Source organism: Rhodococcus sp. DN22 (genome assembly GCF_036669995.1).
Taxonomy (GTDB): domain Bacteria; phylum Actinomycetota; class Actinomycetes; order Mycobacteriales; family Mycobacteriaceae; genus Rhodococcus_F; species Rhodococcus_F erythropolis.
In genome coordinates, this window is the sequence record NZ_CP133326.1 from 4,920,629 (window position 1) to 4,942,266 (window position 21,638).

At 62.5% G+C, this 21,638-nt stretch carries 20 protein-coding genes; 7 read left to right on the forward strand and 13 right to left on the reverse strand.

Annotated features, from left to right (window positions below; all coding sequences use genetic code 11):
• The first annotated feature begins 61 nt into the window (after positions 1-61).
• Entirely contained in the window at positions 62-2,479 is a 2,418-nt protein-coding gene (locus RA302_RS22420) for a lysylphosphatidylglycerol synthase transmembrane domain-containing protein (protein ID WP_007733454.1), read from the forward strand.
• Between the two features lie 9 nt (positions 2,480-2,488).
• Here RA302_RS22420 and RA302_RS22425 read toward each other — a convergent pair whose 3' ends face one another.
• Both RA302_RS22425 and RA302_RS22430 read right to left on the reverse strand, forming a co-directional pair.
• Positions 2,489-2,779, reverse strand: a complete 291-nt coding sequence (locus RA302_RS22425; RefSeq protein ID WP_030535380.1) for a hypothetical protein — start codon at positions 2,777-2,779, stop codon at positions 2,489-2,491.
• A 10-nt stretch (positions 2,780-2,789) separates the two neighbouring features.
• Positions 2,790-3,014: a flavin reductase gene (locus RA302_RS22430; RefSeq protein WP_230587458.1), complete on the reverse strand. Its 225-nt coding sequence runs from the start codon at positions 3,012-3,014 to the stop codon at positions 2,790-2,792.
• Between the two features lie 192 nt (positions 3,015-3,206).
• Between RA302_RS22430 and RA302_RS22435 the strand changes: the two genes are divergently transcribed.
• Positions 3,207-4,418 carry a low temperature requirement protein A gene (locus tag RA302_RS22435; protein ID WP_030535378.1) on the forward strand — a complete coding sequence of 404 codons (1,212 nt, stop codon included), beginning with the start codon at positions 3,207-3,209 and terminating at the stop codon, positions 4,416-4,418.
• Between the two features lie 10 nt (positions 4,419-4,428).
• Here the strand turns inward: RA302_RS22435 and RA302_RS22440 are convergent, their stop codons facing one another.
• The 7 genes from RA302_RS22440 to RA302_RS22470 all read right to left on the reverse strand — a co-directional run bounded on the left by RA302_RS22440 (position 4,429) and on the right by RA302_RS22470 (position 12,009).
• Entirely contained in the window at positions 4,429-5,667 is a 1,239-nt protein-coding gene (locus RA302_RS22440; RefSeq protein WP_030535377.1) for a helix-turn-helix domain-containing protein, read from the reverse strand.
• 106 nt (positions 5,668-5,773) lie between these two features.
• Positions 5,774-7,171, reverse strand: a complete 1,398-nt coding sequence (gene lpdA / locus RA302_RS22445; protein WP_030535376.1) for a dihydrolipoyl dehydrogenase — start codon at positions 7,169-7,171, stop codon at positions 5,774-5,776.
• A gap of 6 nt (positions 7,172-7,177) precedes the next feature.
• The gene (locus RA302_RS22450; protein WP_030535375.1) at positions 7,178-8,695 is read right to left on the reverse strand and encodes a 2-oxo acid dehydrogenase subunit E2; all 1,518 of its coding nucleotides are present in this window, start codon (positions 8,693-8,695) and stop codon (positions 7,178-7,180) included.
• A gap of 2 nt (positions 8,696-8,697) precedes the next feature.
• A complete protein-coding gene (locus tag RA302_RS22455; protein WP_007733466.1) occupies positions 8,698-9,747 on the reverse strand; it encodes an alpha-ketoacid dehydrogenase subunit beta in 1,050 nt (349 codons plus the stop codon).
• Between the two features lie 10 nt (positions 9,748-9,757).
• A complete protein-coding gene (locus RA302_RS22460; protein ID WP_042451488.1) occupies positions 9,758-10,681 on the reverse strand; it encodes a thiamine pyrophosphate-dependent dehydrogenase E1 component subunit alpha in 924 nt (307 codons plus the stop codon).
• A 236-nt stretch (positions 10,682-10,917) separates the two neighbouring features.
• A complete protein-coding gene (locus tag RA302_RS22465) occupies positions 10,918-11,379 on the reverse strand; it encodes a hypothetical protein (protein ID WP_003940038.1) in 462 nt (153 codons plus the stop codon).
• A 63-nt stretch (positions 11,380-11,442) separates the two neighbouring features.
• Complete coding sequence (locus RA302_RS22470; RefSeq protein WP_030535373.1) at positions 11,443-12,009, reverse strand: hypothetical protein; 567 nt, start codon at positions 12,007-12,009, stop codon at positions 11,443-11,445.
• A 253-nt stretch (positions 12,010-12,262) separates the two neighbouring features.
• Between RA302_RS22470 and RA302_RS22475 the strand changes: the two genes are divergently transcribed.
• The 4 genes from RA302_RS22475 to RA302_RS22490 are packed head-to-tail and all read left to right on the forward strand — an operon-like array spanning position 12,263 to position 15,439.
• A complete protein-coding gene (locus RA302_RS22475) occupies positions 12,263-12,919 on the forward strand; it encodes a hypothetical protein (protein WP_003939689.1) in 657 nt (218 codons plus the stop codon).
• Positions 12,912-13,475 carry a hypothetical protein gene (locus tag RA302_RS22480; protein WP_007733471.1) on the forward strand — a complete coding sequence of 188 codons (564 nt, stop codon included), beginning with the start codon at positions 12,912-12,914 and terminating at the stop codon, positions 13,473-13,475. Before RA302_RS22475 ends, RA302_RS22480 begins: the two co-directional genes overlap by 8 nt.
• Positions 13,476-13,487: 12 nt before the next feature.
• Complete coding sequence (locus RA302_RS22485; protein ID WP_030535372.1) at positions 13,488-14,165, forward strand: response regulator transcription factor; 678 nt, start codon at positions 13,488-13,490, stop codon at positions 14,163-14,165.
• On the forward strand, positions 14,162-15,439 hold the full coding sequence (locus RA302_RS22490; RefSeq protein WP_030535371.1) for a HAMP domain-containing sensor histidine kinase: 1,278 nt from the start codon (positions 14,162-14,164) through the stop codon (positions 15,437-15,439). Before RA302_RS22485 ends, RA302_RS22490 begins: the two co-directional genes overlap by 4 nt.
• A 67-nt stretch (positions 15,440-15,506) precedes the next feature.
• On the opposite strand, the gene RA302_RS22495 is transcribed toward RA302_RS22490, so the two are convergent.
• The 3 genes from RA302_RS22495 to RA302_RS22505 form a co-directional block, all read right to left on the reverse strand.
• A complete protein-coding gene (locus RA302_RS22495; RefSeq protein WP_030535370.1) occupies positions 15,507-17,222 on the reverse strand; it encodes a glycerol-3-phosphate dehydrogenase/oxidase in 1,716 nt (571 codons plus the stop codon).
• Between the two features lie 48 nt (positions 17,223-17,270).
• Positions 17,271-18,779, reverse strand: coding sequence for a glycerol kinase GlpK (gene glpK / locus RA302_RS22500; protein ID WP_003939742.1), 1,509 nt, complete (start codon positions 18,777-18,779; stop codon positions 17,271-17,273).
• A 64-nt stretch (positions 18,780-18,843) separates the two neighbouring features.
• Positions 18,844-19,671: an MIP/aquaporin family protein gene (locus tag RA302_RS22505; RefSeq protein ID WP_003940085.1), complete on the reverse strand. Its 828-nt coding sequence runs from the start codon at positions 19,669-19,671 to the stop codon at positions 18,844-18,846.
• A gap of 239 nt (positions 19,672-19,910) precedes the next feature.
• On the opposite strand from RA302_RS22505, the gene RA302_RS22510 reads away from it, so the two are divergent.
• A complete protein-coding gene (locus RA302_RS22510; RefSeq protein WP_007733475.1) occupies positions 19,911-20,894 on the forward strand; it encodes a sugar-binding domain-containing protein in 984 nt (327 codons plus the stop codon).
• On the opposite strand, the gene RA302_RS22515 is transcribed toward RA302_RS22510, so the two are convergent.
• A complete protein-coding gene (locus RA302_RS22515) occupies positions 20,829-21,632 on the reverse strand; it encodes a TetR/AcrR family transcriptional regulator C-terminal domain-containing protein (protein ID WP_007733476.1) in 804 nt (267 codons plus the stop codon). The two genes, RA302_RS22510 and RA302_RS22515, sit on opposite strands and share 66 nt — an antisense overlap.
• Between the last annotated feature and the right edge of the window lie 6 nt (positions 21,633-21,638).

Consider the following 21,638-nt stretch of genomic DNA (forward strand, 5'->3'; position numbering starts at 1 on the left):
GGTACCTTGATCGAGGTAACTGAGACGGTCGGTAACCCCGAGAGAAGAGAGTTCTGGCGAGATGCGAGTAGACGGACGGGAGATCCCGGTAACGGGAAGCCTCCTGCCACCACTGCACCGCCGTACGAGCGACATCATGCGGGTTGCGATCGCTGCTGTGCTGCTCGGCGGCGTGATCGCGGGATCTCTGATCACTCGAAGTCAGTGGGACGCGCTCGAAACGTCGGTGTCCAACATCGTCGGTGTTCTGTCGCCGAGCCTGTCAGACACTGTGTACCTGCTCTACGGCATCGCAATTCTGGCGCTACCGTTCGCCATCCTGATCGGCCTGATCGTCGGGCGCCGGTGGAAGTTGCTGGCCGGATACGCCGCCGCCGGCCTGTGCGCCGGTGTCGCGCTGTCCTTCACCGGAACAGGCCTGGCGGCACCGAAATGGCACCTCGACGTGCCGGACCGACTCGACGCCACCTTCCTGTCGCAATTCCTCGACGATCCGCGATGGATCGCGATGCTCGCGGCGGTGCTCACCGTCTCGGGCCCGTGGCTTCCGAAGAAGTGGCGACGAGCCTGGTGGACGCTGCTTCTGCTCTTCGCTCCCATCCATCTGATCGTCAGCTCGATCGTTCCCGCACGATCGATGCTGGGTCTCGCCGTCGGTTACCTGATCGGCGCGGTGATCGTTCTCGCCGTCGGCACCCCTGCCCTCGAAGTGCCGTTGGACTCGGCAGTACGCGTACTCGCGCGGCGCGGTTACCGCGTCACCGCGTTCCGCGTCGTGAGTCCCTCGGGAATCGGGCCTCTTGTCATGTCCGCAGCCATCGACCAAGCACCGGACGACGAACCTTTCGACGAACTCGTCGTCGAGTTGTACGGACAGAACCAGCGAAGCAGCGGAGCAATTCGACAGACGTTCCGTTGGATCTCGTTCCGGAACCGTGAAACTCCGCCGCCCTACGGATCACTTCGTCGCGCCGTCGAACACCGAGCGCTCATGGGTATCGCGTTCGCCGACATCGGTCTGGCCAGTTCCAAGGCCGTCGCAATCTCGGTACTCGATCGCGGGTGGGAGATGTACGCGCGCCCGAGTCCTCGTGGCATCCCCCTTGCCGTCGCCGTCGAGAACCAGGCGGGCGAGGAAGAATCCACCAAACTGATCGACGCGCTGTGGCAAACACTGCATACCGCTCACGTGCACCAGATGGCGCACGGCGACCTGCGCGCTTCCGAGATTCGTGTCGAAGGCGGAACCATCCTCTTCGGCGGGTACGCGTACTCCGAATTCGGCGCCACCGAAGTTCAGATGCAGTCCGACAACGCACAACTTCTCTTCGCCACCGCATCATTGTTCGGGGTCGATGCAGCGGTGGACGCCGCGATTCGAGCGCAAGGCGCAGACACGATTCTCGCCGCCTCCGGCCGATTGACCACCGCTGCATTGCCCAACCGAATTCGGCGAACGGTCACGGATTCCGCGAAACTGATGACCGAGATCCGAGACGAGGTCGGTGCCAAGAACGGGATCGAAAAGGTCGCTCCCGCACAGGTCACCCGATTCAGTCGCAACCAGCTGATCCAGCTCGTTCTGCTCATCGGTCTGGTCTACGTCGCCTACCCCTTCATCAGCCAGGTCCCCGCGTTCATCACCGAACTGAAGACGGCCAACTGGTGGTGGGCACTGCTCGGCCTCGGCGTCTCCGCACTGACGTACGTCGGCGCGGCAGCGGCCCTGTGGGCCTGTGCGTCGTCGATGGTCAGTTACCGCAACCTCTTGATCATGCAGGTGGCCAACACCTTTGCGGCGACGACAACTCCGGCCGGAGTCGGCGGGCTAGCGCTGAGCGTGCGGTTCCTGCAGAAGGGCGGGCTCGGTACCGTCCGCGCAACGGCCGCAGTCGCGCTGCAACAGACGGTTCAGGTGGTCACCCACGTCGGCTTGCTGATCTTCTTCTCGATCGTCGCCGGACGTGATACGAACCTCTCGCACTTCATCCCGGGATCCACTGTTCTGTACCTGGCGGGCGGCGTAGCACTCGGAGTTCTCGGTGCATTTATGTTCATTCCGAAACTCCGTGGGTGGCTGCGCGACGATCTGCGTCCTCAGATCACCGAGGTGTTGGGTGAACTGAGCCAACTCGCGCGAAACCCGACCCGCTTCCTCATCATCGTGGGCGGCAGCGCCGCAACAACTCTCGGTGCCGCCCTGGCTCTGTGGGCGAGCGTCGAAGCATTCGGCGGCGGAACGACGTTCATCACCGTCACCATCGTGACGATGATCGGTGGGACGCTCGCCTCGGCGGCTCCGACACCGGGTGGCGTCGGAGCCGTCGAGGCCGCCCTCATCGGTGGTCTGTCCGCATTCGGACTGCCGGCAAGTATCGCGGTCCCGTCGGTCCTGCTCTACCGAGTGCTGACCTGCTGGCTCCCGGTGTTCTGCGGTTGGCCGACACTGCGGTGGCTGCAGAAGAACGACATGGTCTGAGCCGTTCCGCTACTTTTGGCGAACGACGTGAGCCTGCAGTGCTTCGCCGTCCTCGTCCACCCAGCCTTTGCTCTGGGCGTAGTCGACCATCGCGGCAACACCTTCGACGTCCGTGGTGCTCTCGCGAACGCGGGCTACCGAGACGAATGCACTACCACCGCTGACGTATCCGTAATCCTGAAGGCGCAAGAGTTCGTCCAGTTCGGCTTCGGAGATGTGGGCACTCACCTCGACGTGAAAGGCCTTCAGGTTGTCCACATCGTGGATGCTGACGCGGCCGTCGTCCACCAGTACATACATGCCTTCCTTCCTAGAGCACTGACGTCGGTGCGTGCGTACCGAATACACGCCGGTGGTAGGTCAGTGGATTCGACTCGCGGTGCTCGACCTCGTCCACCGATCCTGTCACGATCTTGTGATCACCACCGTCCACGGTGCACACGATCCAGATGGGAGCGTCCGGCAGTCTCGGTGAGCACACGTGCGCCATGGCTTCTCGAAAACACAACGCCCGGTTGCCCTGTGGGACATTCACGATGTCAGCCCTTGTCTGCCAACTCTTGTGCGTACTTCTTTGTCATGTGGTCGACGGCGTCGACTTGCGCCTTCGCATGCCCCTCCCTGACGGCGCGCGCGTGAGCGCGGACAGCATAAACACTACTTCGAAAAAACGGACAACTTCGCCGCCTACCAGCACTGTTGATGCCGATAGCCGATACTGAGCTGTATGTCGGAACTCGGAAATGAACCAGACTCGAAGCAGAAGGCGGTGCTCGAGCGACACGCGTCATGGATCGAATTGTTCTTCGACCTCGTCGTGGTTGCCGGTATCGGTCAGCTGGCTCACCTGCTCCACGGTTCGCCGTCGTGGTCGGATGTCGCGCTCTACGCGTTGCTCTATCTCGCGTTCTGGACCGCGTGGGCGACGTTCACGATGTACGGCAACGTTGCCGGCGACCGGGTCCGAATTCCGAGCATGCTGATCGCCATGTTCGGACTGGCCGTCATGATGGCGGCCGTGGCCGGCATCCACGACAACCATGCGCTGGCCTTCGCTGTCGCCTACGTGGCCGTACGTCTGCTGGCGAGTCGGGTGTGGCACAACGGCCAGATAGTCGTGGACTGGCCGATCGCCCAGATGTCTCTCGGTGTGATCCCGTGGATCGTCTCGTTCTGGTTCGAGGGCGAAACTCGGTTCTGGCTCTGGACCGCCGGTGTGACCATCGACCTGCTGATCATGTTCGTCGTCTCCGGCAGTGCGATCATGGAAGACGCGCAGGAAAAGCTCGACCGCATCATCAAGGTTCGGGGGTTCAAGGACGACCGGATGCCCGAACTCGAAGCCCTGCACTCCGATCGGGCTCACCTTGCCGAGCGCTTGGGCCTGTACGTCATCATCGTGCTGGGCGAGGGTGTGATCCTCGTGATTTCTGCGGCCTCGAAGCTCACCTGGGACTCGACGGTGGTCAGCCTCGCAGTCGGATCGTTTGTCCTGCTCTCGGGCATGTGGGCACTCTCGCTTCTCTACGGCCACGCCGGTGTTCCGCACCTGCAGCCCGAGAAGTTTCCCGCTCGCATCGACATGGCGCTGCACTGTTTCACCACCGGCGCTATCGCGGTTCTGGTCGCGGGGCTCGGAGCGGCAACCGAACACGGCGCGGAGCACACGCCCGCGAACCTGCGGTGGTTGTTGTGCGGAAGCATCGCAGTCTATTTCGGAATCAGCCTGGTGGCAGGGCTGTTCGCGCGATCGGACCGACGGTGGCTGCTCGGCTGGGCGCTCCCGTGCACCGCCGTCCCCATCGTCATGGGCATCGTCGGCACGCACATGAGCGCCACGTGGATCATCTGGGTGCTGGTGGCCACCGTGACCTGGCAGAACGGCTACGAGTACGCGCAGGTGCGGCGTTCGCGCCGCTCTGCTGTGCGCCTTTATTAACCCCCCGCGGTTAATAAAGGCGCACAGCAGGGGCGGTTTTTACCCGCACCGCCGGGTCGAAGCGATAGGGCTGAGCCAACAGGATTCCGGCCAATCGCTTACGCAACCTCGACATCTCGGCCCGGACGGTCACCGTCTTGCGTGGATCGCCGAACAACTGTGAGGCGAGCTGCGAGGCCGTGAGGCCCTCGGGCGCCTGTGCCAGAGCCACGAGGATCTGCGAATGGCGCGGGCTGAGGTCGATACTCCAGCTCCCCATTGCCGAGGAGTACCGCAATTCCATCGCATTCGGATCTTGCACATCCAATTCGACTTCTGCACAAACCGTTCCGGACGCCGGATCCATCTGAGGGCGGACGAGCCAACCACCCGGAAGCGGCTCGCACATACATAGTCCGAGCGACGGGAGCCAATGCTCGCCGCTGCTCATCACTTTCGGCAGTGCGATTCTGTAGATCGGCGCCATCGAGTCCACCGCCGCGACCCAGCCACTGCGGTCCACGACCACTGTCGGCTGACTCGCACGAGCCAGCGTCGATGCCGAGATCATCCGGAGCTGATCCAATCCGATTCGATGCTTCTCCCGCAGTGCGGATTCCGCCAGCCTGGCCACACTGTCCACCAGAGCGAGAGTCGACGGGTGGACCGTGTCTGCTGCGCCGGCGACGTTCACGACGGCGATCGCCCGGCGACTACGCGGATCTCGAACCGTCGCCCCGGAGCAGGTCCACGGATGCTGCGAGCGCGAGTAGTGCTCGGCCGAGAACACCTGCACTGCCGAACCTGATGCCAAGGAAGTACCGATCCCGTTGGTACCGACAGCTTCCTCGGTCCACGACGCACCCTCGATCATCCCGAGCCGTTCGGCCCGATCCAGCATTCGACTGGACCCGTGTCGCCAGAGGATGCGTCCGTAGCGGTCCGCCACCACGATCAGATTCGCGTCGTCCGGGCCGACGAGTGGTGCCAGACCGTGCACCGCCTCGTCGAAGATCTCCGCCATGCCGGCTGCGCGTCTGCCTTCTTCGATCTCGGATTCGCGGCCCGTCTCGGTGATCGAGCACCGGTCCGGATCGAGTCCGAGCGCACGCAAACGCGACCACGAATTCGCGATGACGGAGCGCGGACGCGCAGGCGGCTTGCGTCCCGACATCGTTGCTTCATACACGGATTCGAGAACACGTGCGTACTGCGCCGGGTCTTCACCACTGGCCAGGGCCGGTTCGAGTCGATTCGTTTCGCCGATCACACTCCAGTCCTATGTGACGGGGTCATCGAAAGCGAGCGTTGCACCCGGTTGCAGAGTTGTTCGCGTGCGTGAACGAAAGGACGGCGTTCACGCACGCGAACGGTGCTCACGCGTTGAGGGGTCTCCCCAGCGCCGAGAGCACAGACTCGTGCATTGCCTCCGAGAGCGTCGGATGAGCAAACACGACCTCGGCGAGATCCTCGCCGGTGGCTTCGAGGGATCGAGCGATACCGAAACCCTGAATCTGCTCGGTCACATCCGGACCGACCATGTGCGCGCCGAGAAGTTCCCCGGTATCGGCGTCCAAGATCGTCTTGACGAAGCCTTCGGCCTCGCCGATCGCCAGTGCCTTGCCGTTCGCCTGCAGGTCGAAGTGTCCGACCCGCAGCGCGCGACCAGTACCGGCGCACTGCTTCTCCGTCAGACCCAGGCTCGCCACCTGTGGGCGGGCATACGTGCATCCCGGAACGTAGTCGCGATCGAGCGGATGAACGTCGGGCACGCCTGCCAACTTTTCGACGCACAGGACAGCTTCGTGACTTGCCTTGTGCGCCAGACATGGAGCGCCCGCGACGTCACCGATCGCATAGATCCCGAAAGCGCTGGTACGGCACCACTGGTCGGTGACGATCGCACCGCGCTCGATCTCGACGCCCAGAGCCTCCAACCCCAGATCCTCGACGTTGCCGGTGATTCCGGCCGCCACCAACACCCGGTCCACGGTCAACGACTCGACACCGTCGCTCGTCTGCACATTCACCTGGACGGCGTCGTCGCCGACGGTCACCGCCGACACCGAGGCTCCGGTGTGAATCGTGATGCCACGCTTCTCGAACTGCTTGCGAACGAAGGCCGAGATCTCTTCGTCCTCGACCGGCATGATGTGTGGTGCCATCTCGACGATGGTCACCTCGGTTCCGAGATCGCGGTACAGGCTGGCGAATTCGACTCCGATCGCGCCGGACCCGATCACGAGCAGCGACTTCGGCAGTTCCTTCGGGACGAGCGCGTCGAAGTAGGTCCACACCCGATCACCGTCGGGGGCAACGCCGGGAATCGAACGCGGCCGGGCACCGGTTGCAATGATCACGTGGTCGGCTCGATACGTCTGTCCTCCCACGGATACGACGCCTTTGTCCACCAACTTCGCGGCGCCTGAGATGACGTCGACGCCGTTCTTCTTCATCAGATAGGCAACACCGCCGGACAACCTCTCCGAAACCCCTCGGCTGAACGATACCAACTTCGAGATGTCGAACTGGACAGACGCCGAACTGAATCCGTATGTGTCGAGTTCACTCAAGGTATGCGCGACGTCCGCGCCGTGCAGCATCGCCTTGGTGGGGATACAACCCCAGTTGAGGCAGATACCTCCGAGGCGATCACGTTCTACCAGCGCGACGTTCAACCCCAACTGGGCAGCCCGGATCGCCGCCACGTAACCACCGGGGCCGCCACCGATGACAAGAACGTCATACTTATGCGACGTATTGTTTTCCACCACAGCCCCTTACACCAACATCAGCGCGGGAGAAGCGACAAAGCGCTGGAGCTCCCGAAGGAAGGTCGCACCCAGGGCTCCGTCGATAACCCGGTGATCGCACGAGAGGGTCACGGTCATCACGGTCCGGGCAGAAACACTGTCACCGACCACCACCGCGCGCTTCTCCCCCGCACCTACGGCAAGGATCGCTCCCTGGGGCGGATTGATGATCGCGTCGAATGCCTTGATCCCGAACATGCCGAGGTTGGACACCGTGAAGGTTCCGCCCTGGAATTCTTCGGGACGAAGTTTGCCGGTCTTCGCCTTGGTGGCCAACGAGAGCACCTCACCCGAGATGTCCGCCAACGACTTGGTATTCGCGCTACGCACGATGGGCGTGATCAGCCCGGTCGGAAGTGCAACTGCCACCGAGACATCCGCCGACGCGAATCGAAGAACCGATTCGTTCGCGGCATCGAACTGGACGTTCACGTCCGGCACCTTCATCAGTGCAGCGGCGCAAGCCTTCACGATGAAGTCGTTGACCGACAGCTTGACCGCCGGGACGGTCGAATTGATCTCCTTGCGCAGAGCGAGAAGCGCATCGAGCTCGAGGTCTGCGGTGAGCCGGAAATGGGGTGCCTGCTGCTTGGACGCCTGCAACCTACCGGCGATTGCCGATCGCATGGGGGTGAAAGGAATTGTGTCGTACTCGGGTTCGGCCGCAACAGATTCGGTCTCAGCCGCCGCCTCGGGCAGGAGCTGCGCGGAACGAGCGGCGTCGTGCACGTCGGCGACGCAGACGCGCCCCCGCGAACCCGTCGGACGACAGTCATGCAGGTTGACCCCCAGTGATCGGGCAGTTCTGCGTGCGACCGGGGTGGCAGGCACGGCACTGTCGTCGGCGGTCGATCGCAGCGGGAGGCCGGATCTCGCGGCCGGCACTACCGGCGCAACAGTGCCACCGGCGTCACGAATCGCGTCGTCGATGTCGCGGACACTGATCCGCCCGAGGGGACCGGTACCCACTACGGCGGCGAGATCGATTCCGAGCGATTCCGCACGTCGGAGTGCGCGAGGACTCGCAAACACATCGTCCTGCGTCGTGCCTTGCAGAACGCTCGGTACGACGGTGGAACCGGTTGTTGCAGGTTTCGGTGCAACAACCACCTTCGCAGCCGGTGTAGCCGCAGGTGTCACGGGAGCCGCCGGCGCAGCAGCTGGTGACGGTGCCGGCTCTTCCGCCGGCGCGGTTGCGCCGCGGGCGGCGAGGAACTGCTCGATCTCCGCATCCGTCGCGGACGCATCGGCGGATACACCGATCACGGCGCCGACGGGCAGAGTCTGCCCAGGCGTGCCGACGATCTTGCGGAGAACACCGTCGAACGGCGCCTCGAGCTCGTTGGTGATCTTGCTGGTCTCGATCTCACAGATCAACTGGCCCTTGGTGAACGAGTCACCTTCCTCGATGAGCCACGCGTTGACCAACCCCTCCTCCATGGAGAGCCCCCATTTGGGGATGTCGATAGCTTTGATGTCAGCCATGATCAGGCTCTCACCAGCTTGCGAACCGACTCTTCGATGCGCGCCGCGTCAGGCAGCCAGGCAGTTTCGAGGGTTGGGGAGAACGGAACCGGCGTGTGCGGCGGCGTGATCAGTTCGATCGGCGCTTTCAGGTAGTTGAATCCCTTGGTGGCGATCAGCGCGGCTACGTCGTGCCCGAAACCGCAGCGGGCGGCGGATTCGTCGACGATCACGACCCTTCCAGTCGATGCGACGGATTCGAGGATGCCGTCCTCGTCCAAGGGAGAGACGGTACGAGGATCGACAACCTCGACCGAAATACCCTCGGCGGCCAGCTTGTCTGCTACGTCGTTGGCGCGGTTCACCATTGCGGACAACGCGATGATCGTGACGTCGTCGCCCTGCCTGGTGTAGTTGGCGACGCCGAACGGAATCGCGTACGGCTCGTCCGGCACTTCGTCCTTGAGGTCGTAGAGAACCTTGTGCTCACAGAAGACGACGGGATCGTCGTCCCGGATGGCTTGGATGAGAAGGCCTTTGGCGTCGTAGGCATTGGACGGCGCGACTACCTTCAGACCAGGCACCGCCGCGAACACGTTGTACGGAGACTGAGAGTGCTGTGCAGCGGCGGAGAACCCTGCGCCGATCATGCCTCGCACCACCAGCGGGGTTCTGGCCTTGCCACCGAACATGTAGCGGAACTTGGCAGCCTGGTTGTAGAGCGCGTCGTAGGAGACTCCGAAGAAGTCCATGAACATCAGCTCGGCGACCGGCCTCAGTCCGGTCAGTGCGGCTCCGGCAGCCATTCCGATGATCGCGGATTCGGTGATCGGGGTATCGATTACACGCTCCGATCCGAACTCCGTCCACAATCCCTTGGTGACACCCAGGACACCGCCAAATGCCTCGATCTTCTTCGTCTCCAGATCGGGATTGGTACCGGCATGCCCACCCCGTACGTCCTCACCGATGAGAACGACGCTCGGGTCGCGTTGCATTTCTTGGGCGATGGCCTCTTTGACGGCCTCGCGGTAGGTCTTCTTCGACACGTTCTCGGCTTCCACGCTTGTCATCTCGGGCTCCTCAGTACGACACGTAGACATCGGTCAGCAGATTCTCGACGGGTGGATACGCCGCGGCACGCGCCTTCGCTACCGCCTCGTCCACCAGCACTCGCGACTGCTCGTCCACCGCGTCCAGATCAGCGGTGCTGACCTTCTTCACATCCACGCTGCTACGGAAATTCTTGAGCGGATCCTTGGTTTCCCGTAGTTGCGCAACCTGTTCCGCCGTGCGGTACAGCTGCGCGTCACCCTCGAAGTGACCGTGCCAACGGAATGCCGCCGCCTCGATCGTGGTGGGGCCGCCGCCGATCCTGGCGCGCTCGGATGCTTCCGCCATCGCGTCGTAGACCGCGAAGAAGTCGGTGCCGTCCACCTTGACGGCAGGCATGCCGAAGGATGCGGCGCGCGCGGCGATGTCGGGTGCACCAACTGCGTAGTCGGTTCCGGTGGCCTCACCGAATCCGTTGTTCTCGATCACGAAGACGATCGGAAGGTCCAGCACCACAGCCATGTTCATCGCCTCGAAGACGGTTCCCTGGTTGGATCCACCGTCTCCCGTGAACGACGCTGCGATGACGCCGTTTCGAAGTGTCTTGCCACTCAGTGCAGCGCCGATCGCCAACGACGGGGCTCCGCCGACAATCGCATTGGCACCCAGCATTCCCACGGACAGGTCGGCGATGTGCATCGACCCACCCTTACCGCGGCACAAGCCGTCGTCCTTGCCGAAGATCTCGGCCATCATGCCGTTCAGATCGCAGCCCTTGGCGATGCAGTGCCCGTGACCGCGGTGAGTGGATCCGATGTAGTCGGCGTCGCTCAGGTTCTCGCACACTCCCACCGCGATGGCTTCCTGGCCCGAGTAGAGGTGAATGAAGCCGGGGATGTCACCGGTTGCATTCTCTTCGTGCAATCGATCCTCGAACGCGCGGATGCGCGACATCTTCTCGTACGCCTTCAGCAATGCATCCCGGTCCAGCCCTGAATGAGGCTTGGCCCCGGTCTTTTTCGATCCTGGGGTTGTCGGCTTCTGCGCCGTCCGTTGAACCACAGTCACACTCCTCGTTCTCGATCACTCGTCGCCATGCAGTGTCGTGTAGGTCACGGGCGAAGGGAAAGAGTTGCGTGAGGTTGCCGGGAGTTGCGAAGGGTTGCAGCTGTTAACTTTCGAGCGTTGATTCAGGCGCCGCTCAGGCTGCCGCGTCTGATCTTGGCCAGCGCGCGGTGTTGGGCGAGTTCGACGGCGCTCGTTGTCGTTCTCAGTGACAGCGCCGTCTCGCGCACGTCGAAGCCGACAACGATGCGAGCTACCAAGACGTTGCGTTCTGCGGCCGACAGATCACCGAAGGGCAGAGTGAGTCGACTGGAGGCGGGTAGCGAATCGATTTCGCGACTGATCGCGTCGTACAGATGCGCGAGGAACGCTTCTCCGGCACGTCTACGTCGCCGAATGTCGGACAGGACGGATCGGCAGATACCGACGGCAATACGATCAGCGTCGAGCGGTCGCAGCTCGGCACGACAGCGCCGCGTCACCAGAGGCACGATGCGTTGAAGGAGTTCTGCAATCGCGTCCCGATCCCCTCGGGACGCATCGTCGGCAACACTGTCGATCGAACGTCCACCTGCCCTGCTTGTCATTCCGATCTCCCCCTGCTTCGGCTCTTGGTCGAATTCCCGACTACTGCTCAGGTTTTGAACTCGCTAGGGGCGTATCGGCTCGGGGCAGATCCCGGTTTGTTCCCCGATGATGTTGATCTCGGCGTTGGAACGAGGGTCAGCGCCGTAGTTGATCTGGTCGGTGCACTTCTCGGAGGGCTCGACGGCATCGGGCGGGAGCGGCGCCGGGCATGAACCCATCTGCTCTCCGATGCTGTTGATCTCCGCATTCGAACGAGGGTCACCCACATAATTGATCTGATCGGTGCACTTGGTCGACTCGGTAGCCGGACCAGGGGCCGCAGGGGCAACCGCGCTGGTCGAGACCGGGGTCCAGGCCGGCGCTGCTCCGCCCGCCGGGACTCCGGGGGTGGATGCGTCCGTACCGCCGCCCACCGAGTTGGAGCTTTCGACTGTCTCCGAAGTGGTCGCTGCGGTCAGCGGCGGTGGGGTCGTAGACGCCGCAACCACCGATGTAGTCGTCGGTTCGTCTCCTGGAGCGCTGTTGTCATCACTCGAACACCCTGTCATCGCGCACACCACCCCGATCGTCAGTACGGCGAGCAGCACTCGCAGACGCCGAGTCTTGTTGGTCAGCAATACTTCAGGCATTTGCTCTCACACTCCTCGATACGCGGATCAGCTCGTTCCGCCCAAGCGGTGAACACCGACGTGACTCACTCTAGGAGCCTGATTCCATCGGTTTCGTAACAGAATTCCGTCGGTCGCGTACCAACTCTCGACGGTCCTGACATTCATACGATTACGTAACGGTGGGTGGCAAAACTCCGATATCGAGATCACCTGTGATCGTATGAAAACGCACATGCCGATGAGAGGGTTCGCAGCGGCCGGGGAGGGGAACGTGTTGTATCGGAGTGACATCTGCGGCGGTCGATCAGACCGTACTCGCAGCCTGTTCGGTACAGCGCTCGCGGCAGCAACCCTCGGAGCGTCCGTGATCACCGGCTGCGCGTCCACCCAGGGCGTTGTGATCGAAGGCGATGTCGCTTCCACCGGGTTGCCCGTCACACAACCTGCAGACCTGGCCAGACGGGTTGCCGAAAACTCGAGGTTGGGCCGGGCGCTCCTCGACGATCCTGGGGTGTCCGAGGGAGTGAAGACAGAACTTCGGTCGTGCCCTGACTGGTATCCGATCTCGGTCGGGTCCATCCTTCTCGATCCAGGCGCACCGCGTATCGTGCCGGAGACCGAACTCGTCGTCATGAATGTGTATCCGTGCCAACCGGCCCACCAACCCGGGACCGGAGTGTCGATTTCGGTCAACCTTGCCGGCTACGTCTACCGCAGCGGCAAGGCCGGTTCGAGTGAAGACGATCCCGAACTGGGTGAGCGCCTGTTCTCCGTCGAAGAGCGCGGAAAGTTCATCGTCAGCGGTCAACGCGCCGCGAGTTTGTCTGTCCTGGAAACGGATCCGCGGCCACCGGAGTTCGAATGTTGCCCCCGTCCACCGCTTCGGACCGAGTTCCACTGGGATGGAATGGAGTTCATCCGTGATTGATCGCCGTCGCCGCGCAATGCTCGCCGGTGTTTGCCTGCCGGTCGCGTTTGCTCTCGCCTCCTGTTCCACCGAGCCTGAATCAGAACCCACTCCGAATATCGCAGCATCACTCGACCCCTCGGATCTCTCACAGGGCTTGAGCATCGATCCTGTTGCCCTCCTCAGAGCAGACCCGGAAGTGTCCGATGCGGTCAAGGACAGTCTCCGACTGTGCGGTGATGCGAACTTCCCCTTCGAAATCCGGTATTCCCCCGTGACAGGCGCCGTTTGGCAAGATGCCGTCGTCAATGTCTTCACCTGCGAGTCTGTCGGCATCTGGGGACGACCGGCCCCACCGGTCAGCTTCATGGTCGCCGGATTCGTCTACCAGATCGACGAATCGGGCGCTCACAAAGTCTTCGGAGTGCAAGACCCAGGACGCTACGTCGTCGGCTCAACCGGAGGATTGTCGGTCATGGTCGACCTGTGCAAAGACCCCGGCATTCCGGAGTTCTGTCAATCGTCGACTGCATACAAGTGGACCGGTGAAGGGTTTGAGAGTGTTCCGTTCCCATGAAAGCGAAGGCCGATGACCGATCCGTTGATTTTGCTGGTCGAAGACGACGCTGTCATACGCGAAGCAACGCAATTGAATCTCGAACGCAACGGGTTTCGGGTGATCACCGCATCGGGTGGGTTGACCGGAATGGATATGGCGGTCGACACCAAGCCGGATATCGCCGTCCTCGACGTGATGCTTCCCGACCTGAACGGAATCAGCCTGTGCCGACGCATTCGTGAGGAACTGTCGGTGCCGGTCATCATGCTGTCCGCGCGCGACGACCCGGTCGACATCGTTCTCGGATTGGAAGCCGGTGCCGACGACTACGTCACCAAGCCCTTCGACAGCGGTGTCCTGGTGGCCCGTATCCGAAGTGTGCTCCGGCGGGTCGAATCCCATTCCGGTACGGAGAAAGACATCGTGACTCTCGGCGATCTGGAGATCGATCGCGAGTTGGTGACCGTCACGCGTTCGGGCGCCGAAGTGGCTCTCACGCCCACCGAAATGAAGCTGCTCCTGGTCATGGTGAGTGTGCCGCGCAAAGTCTGGTCTCGCTCCGAACTGCTCTCGGACGTCTGGGATTACGACTGGGGCGGCGATACGCGCATCGTCGACGTTCACGTTCAGCGATTGCGCACGAAGATCGGCTCCGAACAGATCCGGACCGTCCGGGGGTTCGGCTACACGATGGACAACCATCGGTGAGATCGCGGGATCTCGCCGCCAAGCTCCCGTCCACCGGGAGGCGGTTGTCGTTTCAGTGGAAGATCGCGGCGGCCATCACGTTCGTGATCGCCGTCGCCTCGATCACGCTCAGTACCGTGATGCATCAAACCTTTTCACACAACCAAGAGGATGCAGCGCGGGCGGCAGCTGATCGCAATCTCCAACTGGTGCTGCAGGACGAAACGGGCAGCATGCGTGCGCTGTTCCGCGCCACCACAGATGGTCTCGACGTTCCGGAAGAGTTGCGTCAGGCCGTGGCGGGCGGCAAACGTGCCACCTACCTTGTCGACAGCGGGGACCAGCCATTTGTCTGGGCTGCTGCCGACGTCAACACTCAGGTGGTGGCGATTCGCGTCCCGTACACCGCGCAGCGGGAATCGATCGCCAGCGTCGATCGGACACTTCGCAACGCCACCATCGCAGTGATCGCAGCGGGTGCCGTCCTGGGTGTGCTGCTTGGACTCGCGATGTCGTATCGATTGCGCTCGGCCGCCCGTGCGGCCCGCAAAGTGTCTACCGGAGCGAACATCCGCGTCCGCTCGGTCACCTGGTCACTCTTCGACGACGAGATCACCGAGCTGGCGGATGCGGTCGACGCAATGTCGGATGCGCTGCGGGGACAACTGGACGCCGAGAAGCGCGTGACAGCCAACATCGCGCACGATCTCAGAACACCCATCTCCGGACTGGTCGGCGCCGCAGAGCTCCTGCCACCCGGTAGGCCAACCGAATTGGTGCGCGACGGCGTCCACAAACTCAGGAGGCTCGCCGAGGACGTCATCGAAGTGGCCCGCCTCGACACCACCTCCGAGCAGGCTGACATCCAATCGGTGGAACTGGCACCGGTGGTTCACCACGCGATTTCCACCACCGGGGTGGAGTGCAAAGTGAGAGTTCACGGGACCCCTGTGTCGCACACCGACGCACGTCGGCTCGAGCGGATCATCGCCAACCTGATCTTGAATGCTCGAAATCACGGTAAGCCGCCGATCAATGTCGACGTCGACCACTCCCGCGTCACGGTGCGGGATCGGGGCATCGGGTTCACTGAAGAGTGGCTTCGTCAGGGGCCGAGGAGATTTCAGACCAACTCCGTCGAACGCGGCCCGAACTCAGGCCTGGGCCTCGGCTTGACGATCGTAGTGGGACAAGCGGCGGTCATCGGCGCTCGTATCAACTTCTCGAACCATCCGAACGGGGGCGCGGTGGTGACGATCGACCTCCCTGAATGCCCGTCAGACGAGTTCGATTGACACCGAGCCAGTTCTGCCGATCGGCCGGGACGCAGTGCCCCGGCCGATCATTGGTGGTGTCCCGGACTCAAACCTGTCCGACAGTGACTCCGGTTCGAACGTCCGGTGCACCGAGGCGCGCCGCATCAGCGGTCAGGTCATCGGGCTGCTCCTGAGATTCCCGCTCGGCTGCAACACGCAACCGGTAGTGTTCGATCTCCTCGGCAATGTGCTCGGGAGTCCAACCCAGCACCGGCGCAACCAGTTCCGCCACTTCGGTAGCTGCCGCATCGCCGCGATCGGTAACCTCGATGGAGATGCGGGTACGACGGGTGAGGATGTCGTCGAGATGCTGCGCACCCTCATGGCTCGCAGCGTAGTGGATCTCCGCCTTGAGGTACTCGGGGGCGGAGTCCAACGGCTGCCCCAGTTCCGGTCGCGCCTCGACGAGTTCGAACAACTCGTCAGCCAGAGTGCCGTACCGACCCAGTAGGTGCTCGATGGTCGAAACGTGCAGTCCCGTGCGCTCAGCGGTGAGATGCCGATTGTTGTGCGCGGCAAAGTAGCCGTCGGCACCCACAAGTTGGATACGCTCGGTGCAGGACTTCGGCACCTTCTGTTCCAATCCGTGCACCGCGGAATCGACAGCGTCCTTGGCCATCACGCGGTAAGTGGTGTACTTGCCACCGGCGACCACCGTCAAACCTCGGACCGGACTCGACACCGCATGCTCACGCGAGAGAGTGCTGGTCGAATCCGATTCGCCGAACAGCAACGGACGCAACCCCGCGTACACACCGACGACGTCCTCGTGCGTCAACTCGTCCTGAAGGAGCTTGTTGACATGTCCGAGGATGTAGTCGATATCGCTTCGGCTCGCTGCCGGATGGGCGAGGTCGAGGTTCCAGTCGGTGTCCGTCGTACCGATGATCCAGTGGCTTCCCCACGGAATCACGAACAGCAGACTCTTCTCGGTCCGCGTGATGATTCCGGTCGCAGAGTTGATGCGGTTTCGCGGGACGACCAAATGCACACCTTTCGAAGCGCGAACCTGGAATTGTCCTCGACCACCGACCATTTCCTGAATCTCGTCAGTCCACACACCGGCGGCGTTGATGACCTGACGAGCACGGATCTCGAACGCGCGACCTGTTTCCAGATCCACGGCCTTCACCCCGACTACGCGGTCCTCCTCACGGAGAAAGCCGATTACGCGGGTGCTGTTGACGCACAGCGCACCGTACTCGGCCGCCGTGCGCGCCAGCATCATCGTGTGGCGGGCGTCATCTACCTGACCCTCGTAGAACTTGACCGAACCCCGGATAGCAGAGCGCTTTCCGGACGGGAACGATTCGAGAGTCTTCTTCTTGCCCACATGCTTGTGGTGTGAGGGAACCCCGCGGCCTGCGCCCATCACGTCGTAGACGCCGATGCCCAGACCGACGTACGGCCGGTCGATCAACTTCTCGAGTGGGTAGATGAACGGCACCGGCTTCGCGAGATGCGGGCACAGCGAATTCAGAACCAGCGACCGCTCACGCAGTGCCTCGAACACGAGCGCAAAATTGAACTGCTCGAGGTAACGCAGTCCGCCGTGGAACAGCTTGCTCGACCTGCTCGAGGTTCCGGACGCGAAGTCGCGAGCCTCCACCAAGCCCACCTTCAGACCGCGAGTTGCGGCGTCGAGCGCGCTACCCGCTCCGACCACGCCACCGCCGATAACGAGGACGTCGAGTTCGGTTTCTTCCAACTTCTTCAGCGACTCCGCCCGCGAGGACGGACTCAATGCTTGTGCTGTGCTCATGAAAACTGTTCCTTCACTTGAAAATAGGTAGAAATGGGGGCGCCGCGATCAGTCTGCGTCGACCCAGTCGAGTGTCCGAGTGACGGCTTTCTGCCAGCCTGCATACAGGCGCTCACGCTCGGCCGAATCCATCGACGGCGTCCAGCTCTTGTCCTTCGCCCAGTTGCTGCGAATGTCGTCCTCGCTCTCCCAGTACCCGACCGCGAGACCAGCGGCGTACGCAGCGCCCAATGCCGTGGTCTCCGCAACGACAGGGCGGATCACCTCGACGTCGAGCAGATCGGCCTGGAATTGCATGAGGAGTTCGTTCGCGACCATTCCGCCGTCGACCTTGAGAACCTTCAAGTCGACACCCGAGTCGAGGTTCATCGCCTCGATCACCTCACGACTCTGGTACGCAGTCGCTTCGAGCACCGCCCGGGCAAGGTGCCCCTTGTTCACGAACCTTGTCAGACCGACGATCGCACCGCGTGCATCCGCGCGCCAATGCGGTGCAAACAGGCCCGAGAACGCGGGCACGAAGTACGCGCCACCGTTGTCGTCCACAGAGCGCGCGTTCACCTCGATGTCGGCCGCGTTGTCGATCATGCCGAGGTTGTCCCGAAGCCACTGGACCAGCGAACCGGTCACGGCGATCGATCCTTCCAGTGCGTAAACCGTTGGCTGCTCACCGATCTTGTAACAGACCGTCGTCAACAAGCCGTTCTTGCTCATCACCTTTTCGGTGCCGGTGTTGAGGAGCACGAAGTTGCCGGTTCCGTAGGTGTTCTTCGCTTCTCCGGGCGAGAGGCAGGCCTGACCGAAAGTCGCTGCTTGCTGATCGCCGAGGATTCCGGCGATCGGCACGCCGGACAACGTTCCGCGTTCGCGCACGAATCCGAAAGTTTCGGACGAGCTGCGAATCTCGGGGAGCATCGATTCGGGGATGCCCATGTCGGCGCAGATCGCCGAATCCCAAGCGAGAGTGTCGAGATCCATCAACAGAGTGCGCGACGCGTTGGTGGGGTCGGTAGCGTGCACTCCGCCGTCGACGCCGCCGGTCATGTTCCACAGCACCCAGGTGTCCATCGTGCCGAAGCACAACTCGCCTGCTTCGGCCTTCTCACGCGCGCCCTCGACGTTGTCGAGAATCCACTTGACCTTGGGGCCCGAAAAGTACGTGGCCAACGGCAATCCGGTGACTTCGGTGTACTTCCTGGGGCCGTCTTCGCCGGCGAGTGCAGTACAGATTCGATCGGTGCGTGTGTCCTGCCAGACGATGGCGTTGTAAACGGGCTTTCCGGTTGCTCGTTCCCAGACCACTGCCGTCTCACGCTGATTGGTGATGCCGACGGATGCGATGTCGGCCGCGGTCAGATCTGCGTTGGCCAAGGCGCCCGCGGTGACGTTGCGGACGTTGTCCCAAATTTCGATCGGATCGTGTTCGACCCAGCCTGCCTGCGGAAAGATCTGTGTGTGCTCGTGCTGTTCGACAGCGACTACGTGCCCACTGTGATCGAAGATCATGCATCGCGTGGAGGTGGTTCCCTGGTCTATCGCGGCTACGAACTGCGCCATCGTGCTACCCCTTTGGTGTCGAAGAAAGTGCGAAAGATTTACTGTCAGAGATGATGATTCGCCATCAGGCCGGTATCGTGGCCGGCTCCTCGGCTGCCTTCTCCACCGACTCGTCAGGCAGGAATCGACCAATCAGCTTGTCGTAGAGGAACACCCCGATCGGAGCGCCGATCAGCGGCCCCACGATGGGCACCCAGAAATACAGGCTCCCGTACTGATCTCGCCAGGCGCTGCCGTAACCGGTGAGATACGACGCCAGCCGCGGACCGAAGTCACGGGCCGGATTGATGGCGTAACCCGCGTTGGTCGCCCATGCGAATCCGATTGCCACCACGATCAAACCGACGACGAAGGGCGCAAGATTCGCGAGCGGCGGAGTTCCCCGAGTATCGGTCACCGCAACGATGAGGAACAACAGGATCGCCGTGCCGATGATCTGATCTATCAGCGCTGATCCCAGACTGACCGGGAGCGTTCCGTTTCCGGGCATCGTCGAGAAGATCGTCTGAGTCGCCGTTGTGTGTCCGGGATCGATGGCATTGAGCATGTCGTTGTAATTCCACCGGACGATCAGGGCCGCGACAAAGGCTCCAGCGGTCTGCGCCAGCGTGTAGGGCAGGACCTTGCGCCAGGAGAATCCCCGGAAGATCGCAAAGGCGAAGGTCACTGCGGGGTTCAGATGAGCACCCGTCACCCGGCCTGCGACATAGATGCCGAACATGACGCCGAGTCCCCAGGCCCACGCGATACTGTCGTGTCCGCCGAGACCCCCACCGCTCCCGCCGGACACAACCTGCGCCACAACTCCGACGCCGAACAAGATCAAGATCATCGTTCCGGCGAACTCGGCTGCCAACTCGCCTGGAAGCCCTAATCGCTTGGCTTTCTCCATCCCCACCCTCACTTCGTTGTGATGCATGTCATAGTTTGGATTGCTGCACCCGTAGCGTAAGGCCGTTTGCACATTCACGCATAGCTCGTGCACATATGTGCAAATGCCCCATTTGCGCACCGTAACGCGGGTAACAGACACACTTCTGGGACTTTGCGTGATCGAGCGCCTCGGCCTGGGCCTACTCGGATAAGATTCGGTTCAATGCTCTTGCACGTACGTGCAGACAGGACGAACCCATGGAAACTCCCACTTCGGACTCCGCTACCTCCGATCCGGCGGACCCGCGCATCGCCGACGCAGTTCAGGCCGCACGCCTCTACTACTTCCAGGACCAGACCATGGCTGCCATCGGCCGCGACATGGGGGTGTCCCGATCCACCGTCTCCCGATTGATCACCTACGCGCGCACCTCGGGTCTCGTCGAGATCAAGATCAGCACCCCGCACGGCCAGGCTCCTCGCATCGAACGCGAGTTCTCGGAACGGTACGGAGTGCGCGCCCACGTGGTGACCGTGCCGGAACTGGTGGGAGATCTCGAGCGACTCGAAAAGGTCGCAACCTTTGCAGGACGCCTGCTGGCGTCGTTCTTCGACAGCGACATGGTGATGGGGATCGCCTGGGGAACCACACTCAGTGAAGTCAGCAAGCACCTTGCCCCCAAACGCACGTACAACTCGTACGTCGTGCAACTCAACGGCGCCGCGAATACTCGCACCACCGGAATCTCTTACGCCAGCGACATCATCAGAACCATCGCCGACGCCTACGGTGCTCTGCCACAAGGATTTCCGGTGCCTGCCTTCTTCGACTACCCGGAAACCCGGGAGCAACTGTGGCGCGAACGAAGCATCAAACGCGTCTTGGACATGCAGAAGCGAATGGACCTGGCAGTCTTCAGCATCGGCGTACCGGGCGGCAACGTACCGAGTCACGTCTACACCGCCGGATACCTCGAACCCGATGAAGCAGAAGCACTTCGACGCGACGGAGTGGTCGGCGACATCGCAACCGTCTTCTTCCGGTCGGACGGGAGCTACCGCGGAATCGAACTCAACGAGCGCGCGAGCGGCCCGCGACTGGACCTTTTCGAGAAGGTCGCCAGACGCGTGTGCATCGTCGCCGGAACAGCAAAACTGCCGGCCCTGGAGGGAGCACTACGGGGCGGGCTGATCACCGATCTGATCATCGACGACGTCAGCGCCACCGCGCTGGTGTCCTGACCGCTGCACCAGCTTCTCGATTCCGTCGAGAAGTAAGCCGAGCGAGAAACTGAAATCGAAGGCATCGTCGCCGGCGGCCTCACCCTCCGGGCTGCCGTCCTCGAAGCCGCCTTCCTCGATTGCGGCACTCAGGTAGGGGAATCCCTCCCGATTGATGACACGAGCAATGAGAGCACCGTATGCGACGTCGTCGTCTGCCGACTGCGCTGAACGAGACGCCAGGTCAGCCGAGAATCGAGCGCGGCCGATGACGAACAACGACACGTTGGTCACCACCTGGAACTTCGACGCGGCGCTCAGGGCGACCCCGTCGAGGGCGCTCAGACCCGCGTCGAGCCACGCCATGTTGTTGGGCCCGGTCGGTGGAGCCGTGATGGGCAGCTTGAGCCACCACGGTCGACTCAGCATCGTGGCGTACTCCTGATTCGCCCACGCCTCGAGCTTGACGCGCCAGGTCACGCCGTCGGGAATTACCGGCGGCGGCCCGATCACCCGATCCGAAATCAGTTCGATCAGTTCGTCTTTGCTTGCCACGTAGCGGTAGAGCGACATGGTCGTGAACCCGAGCGCTTTGGCCACGCGGCCCATCGACAGAGCGGTGACGCCTTCTGCGTCGGCCAATTCGATCGCGGTGTCGAGAATTTGCTCGAGACTGAGCCCCTTCTTCGGACCCCGCGTTCCCGGCTGGTCCAGTCCCCAGGCCAGTTCAACTGCTCTCGGTAGCGCTCCGCGATCCATAAGCTC